6 protein-coding genes are annotated in these 4870 nt (G+C 22.7%); 3 read left to right on the top strand and 3 right to left on the bottom strand.

What is annotated here, in order from left to right; all coding sequences use genetic code 11:
- Positions 1-86: 86 nt before the first annotated feature.
- The 3 genes from HMPREF0202_RS10660 to HMPREF0202_RS10650 are packed head-to-tail and all read right to left on the bottom strand — an operon-like array spanning position 87 to position 2505.
- The gene (locus HMPREF0202_RS10660) at positions 87-659 is read right to left on the bottom strand and encodes an NUDIX hydrolase (RefSeq protein WP_023052519.1); all 573 of its coding nucleotides are present in this window, start codon (positions 657-659) and stop codon (positions 87-89) included.
- Positions 660-673: 14 nt separating this feature from the next.
- Positions 674-1207: a hypothetical protein gene (locus tag HMPREF0202_RS10655; RefSeq protein ID WP_023052518.1), complete on the bottom strand. Its 534-nt coding sequence runs from the start codon at positions 1205-1207 to the stop codon at positions 674-676.
- A gap of 59 nt (positions 1208-1266) precedes the next feature.
- On the bottom strand, positions 1267-2505 hold the full coding sequence (locus HMPREF0202_RS10650) for a hypothetical protein (protein ID WP_023052517.1): 1239 nt from the start codon (positions 2503-2505) through the stop codon (positions 1267-1269).
- 602 nt (positions 2506-3107) lie between these two features.
- On the opposite strand from HMPREF0202_RS10650, the gene HMPREF0202_RS15645 reads away from it, so the two are divergent.
- The 3 genes from HMPREF0202_RS15645 to HMPREF0202_RS10640 form a co-directional block, all read left to right on the top strand.
- A complete protein-coding gene (locus tag HMPREF0202_RS15645; protein WP_023052515.1) occupies positions 3108-3242 on the top strand; it encodes a hypothetical protein in 135 nt (44 codons plus the stop codon).
- Between the two features lie 46 nt (positions 3243-3288).
- Complete coding sequence (locus HMPREF0202_RS14805; RefSeq protein ID WP_023052514.1) at positions 3289-4362, top strand: ParA family protein; 1074 nt, start codon at positions 3289-3291, stop codon at positions 4360-4362.
- A partial coding sequence (locus tag HMPREF0202_RS10640) for a hypothetical protein (RefSeq protein ID WP_023052513.1) occupies positions 4350-4870 on the top strand: 521 nt, incomplete at its 3' end. The genes HMPREF0202_RS14805 and HMPREF0202_RS10640, both read left to right, overlap by 13 nt.

The following is a 4870-nucleotide window of genomic DNA, read 5'->3' as shown; positions in this document are numbered from 1 at the left end:
AATTTACACAAAATTTGAAGAAGACTCAAATAAGTCCTCAAATTAATTCTAGATTGATTTATAAAATTTATTAAAAATATCTTCGGTCATGACCGAAGATATTTTTTTAATTTTTCATTTAATTTTTTATAAATAATTTTCATTTTTTCTTCTTTTGAAATTTTTTCGCTTTCTTCTATATTTATCCAACATACATCACTATTTTCATCTTCTTTAATCGATAGCATATCGTGTTCATTTGCCTCTAATAAATAAGTAATATTTAGGTGTAAATGAGATGATACATACTCTCCATTTTTCATATGTCCATCTACTGTTAGTATTTCTATAGAAAAAATATCTTCTAGCAAAACTTTAATATTTTCTAACCCAGTCTCTTCTTTAGCCTCCGTTAAAGCAACTTTCAAAAGATTCGTTTCTTCATCAGCATGACCACCTGTCCAAGACCAGGAATTATATATATTATGATAAATCATTAAAACTTTTGTTTTTTCTTCATTTATAATCCATGATGAAGCTGTAAAATGGCATATTTTATTTTTTCTCGAAAAAATATTTTTCTCACTATTTAACAATTTTAATAAAATATTTTTATCTAATTTTTCTTGTTCATTATATGGGGAAAATTCAATAATCTCTTTTTCTAATTTTAATAACATTTTATCTCCAAATATTATTTATTTTTTTCATTATTTATTCTCAAAACAACTAATCTAACCATTTCTATGATATCTTCTTCTAAAAGATTTTCTAAATTTTTTTTCAACAAAATCTCTTTTCCTACTTCTAACCTTAATAGCATCTCTTGATCAGAATTCATATTCAACAATCCAGAATAAAAAGTTATTTTTTCATTTATCGATTTATAAACTTCTGTTAAATTTAATTTCTTTTTATCCTTATTTAATGGGATTATTTCTTCTATATCAACTTCAATTTTTTTATCAAAATATCTTTTTTCTTCTAAATAATCACATATTATGGTAGTCTTTCCAGCCTTAAACGCAATCTTTTGAATTTTTGTATCTTGTCCACATTTTTTTACATAATATTCATATGCATTTTTTTCTATTTCTAACTTTTCTTCCTCGGATAATTCATTAAATTTTTCTAAAGATTTTCTTATTATTTTATTTTCAAGCTGATTTTCTTTAATTTCTAATTTGTTTATATTGAACAATTCAAATTCTTCTTTTTTTTCAATCAAAACTATATTTTCTTCATCTTTAGTCCAATCATTTTCTAAAGCTTTAATAAAATATGCTCTTACTTTATCAACTTTATTTTTTTCATATATACCGCAACTTTTTGAACTTTTTCTAAACCATAATTTTCAATAGCATCTTTTATTGTTTTAGGCATTGTTTTTAAACTTCTTGCTTTTATAGGCATTAATTTTAAAACTTCCTCTATCATTTCTGGTGTAACAACTATAAACTCTTTTAATTTTTCAGTATTATCATCTTGTAAATCTTTATTTTCCGTGTGACTAACCAACAACTGACTTTGACTTAAATGTCTAAATTCATTTAAATCATCAAAAAATCTCTGTTGTTTATCTTGAACAGTAAAATCATAAAAAAAGACCTCAACTTCAGCATTTTCCCAAGTGCCTTCCTTTTCCAAAACAAAATTCTTTATCAAATCTTTATCTTTTAATTCTTGAAAACTTTTAATTAAGGTTTTCACAGTTCTTCCTATATTACTTTTATCATATTTTAATGGAATCCTTTTAATTAAATACATAACATCTATTTTTAAATAAACTTCATTAAATCTAAGTTTTTCAATTAACATATATATTGTTCTAGCAGTACTTGATTCTATATCTAATAAAACTGCAGCATCATAAACCAAATAACCTTTAGCCAATATATTTTTATAGAAAAAATCAGATATTTTTATTTGATATATCTCTTTTATTCTTTTATCGTTTATTTGAGCTTTAATTTCAGCATTTTCTTTTCTTTCCAAACTAACAATATCTAACTCAAAAATAGATCTTGTTATTTCTTCCTTCAAAACTGATTTTAATTCATTAAAATACATAGTATTTTTAAAACTATAAAAAGTATTCGCTATTCTTAATAAACTTTTTTTTATAAGTTCGTTAGCTCTATTTGTATTTAATCCTAACTCTTTTTTTAATTCACTTAATGTAACCCAAAATTTTTGAGGCATTCCTTTATCTTTCATTATCTTCATCAATACTATAAATACTTTTTCTTCCATTTCACCAGGTATATGATACCCTGATGCAGGAGTAACGGTTATATACGTATCCCTATTATTATTAAAATAATATTTAACTATTTGATTTGTTTTTCTTTTAGTATTTTTACTAAATATAGGATACTGAATAATATTCATATCCATTCTAATTAATGCTCTATTTTTTATAAAACTCTCATCTAAGGTTATATTTTCTTCAACTATTTCTGTTTCTGGCGTATCTATAATCTCTTGAAAATCTAAATTGTTGCTTTTCTTTTTCACTATTTTCATAACTCATCTCCAACAATTTTTTCGTCATTACATGGGTATATCTATATTAATTTTAGTTTTTTTTGATTATTTTATTAAATTATACCTAAAAATTTTATATTTTTCAAGCTAAATACTCCCACTTAATGAAGAAATTTTACTTTTTTCTTAATTTATTCCCACTTAATGAAGATAAAAAATAAACAAATATTAGAAGCTCCCATCTAACGAGGATAGATACTCCCATTAAATGAGGAAAGTGATCCCACTTAATGAGGAAAGATACTCCCATCTAATGAGGAAAACTACTCCCATTAAATGAGGATTTATATAATCGTCTTAAATCCTATATAAATCAAGGGATACCTGCATTTTTTTTATAATATTTTTTGTACACAACAATATATAACAATATATAACAATATATAAACAACTATAACAACGTTTAATTAAAAAAAATATCAACGCATTTTTAATATAAATTAAATTTATGCGTTGACTTTTGGTTGATTATGTTGTATTCTTATAATATAAAAATAAAAAAAAGAGGTAATCAAAACGATATACCCCTACTGGCAATAGAAGTATATCATTTTATCCTCTAAAAATCAAGGAGGCTTAATATGAGATTAACTGTATTAAAAAATGGAATTGAAGTAACTCTTTATTTTAAAAAAAATTGTAAACAAGAAAAAGTGAAATATATTGTAAATTCAGAAGAAGAAGCCTATAAGATAGCTAAACTTCTTTTATATTAATAAATATCTTCGGTCATGACCGAAGATATTTTCCTAAGGAGTAAAAATGATTTTTGAAAAAAAAATAAATATAATATTTAATAAAAAAAATAAAATATCAACAGCGTATCTAAATATCCCAATAAAAGGAATAAAAATAATGAATGAACCTAAAATATTAAAATGTTTTTATAATCAAAAAAATAATGAAATAATTTTAAAAAAAGATAATGAAGGACAGCCACTTATTGTACAAGCAAATGGAAATAGTAAGCTATACAGATTTACCTTAGATAAAGAAATAATTGAAAAAACAGGATATAAAAAAAATCAATTAGTTAAAATAGATATTACTACAGAGCAAATAAAAATAAACTTTAATCAGGAGGAAAAAATGTCTAAAATAATTTCAATTATTAATTTTAAAGGTGGAGTAGGAAAAACAACAACAACTCATTGTATCGGATCAGGATTAACATTACAAAATAAAAAAGTTTTATTAATTGATACAGATCCTCAGGCTAGTTTAACATTTACAGCCTTATCTGAAACTCCTAAATTAACAATAAAAGATATTTTAGTAGATCAAAAAAATATTAATAATGTTATTGTTGAAACAGAAAATTTTGATTTAATTCCATCTAATCTAATTTTAAACTTAGCAGAAAGACAATTGACTTCTAAATTTGGAACAGAAAAATTATTAAAAAAAGCTTTAAATAAACTAGAAAAAACATATGATTATATAATAATTGATTGCCCTCCTAGTATGAATTTATTTACTATAAATGCTTTATATGCTTCAGATTATATATTAATTCCTTGTGAAACAGAACTTTTAGCTTTAGATGGCTTGAATCTTTTAATTCAAACATTAGAACAAACAGAAGAAGAGTTAGATGTAAAAATAAAAAATACTTTAGTTTTACCAACTAAACTAGATAAAAGAAAAAAAGTAAGTAAAGAAATCTTTGAACATTTAAAAGAAAATTTTAAGACAACTATATCTACAATAAGAACTTGTTCAAAATTAAATTTATTAGGACTTGATAAAAATTCAATTTATCAAATAGATTCTACATGTACAGCAGCAATAGATTATAAAAATTTAGTGGGGGAAATTATAAAATGGGATTGTTAGCAAATTATAAAAAAAGTGAAGTCGTAATAAAAAAAGATAAATTCGATTCAAATTTTGATTATACTGGTTTCAATACTAATGATAAAGAATATTTAATTGAACTTGAAAAAAAAGCAATTTATACAGGGAACTTATTAAAAGAAAATATAAAAGAATTAGGAGATGTTTTTTTAGAAGCTCATAAAATATTTTCGAATAATAAAAATGGGATGTTTGGAAAATGGTATGAAAATTTAGGATTTAAAAAAGATTTTGTATATCTTTGTTTGGATAGAAAACAACTATCTATACAATATGATTCAGCTACCATTTATAAACTTCCTGATAGAATTATAAAAGATTTAAAAAAAATTGAAAAAGAAAATGAGGAAATTATAGTTGAAATTTTAAATTCTGAAAATCCAAAAGAAAAAATTAAAGAGATAAAACAATCTTTGAACCAAAATAAAATTAAAACAAATCAAAATATAAAAAAAGAAAGAATAAAAGAAAAATTAACATCACTTTT

This window comes from Cetobacterium somerae ATCC BAA-474 (assembly GCF_000479045.1).
GTDB lineage: Bacteria > Fusobacteriota > Fusobacteriia > Fusobacteriales > Fusobacteriaceae > Cetobacterium_A > Cetobacterium_A somerae.
This window is presented reverse-complemented; position numbering and strand designations above follow the sequence as displayed.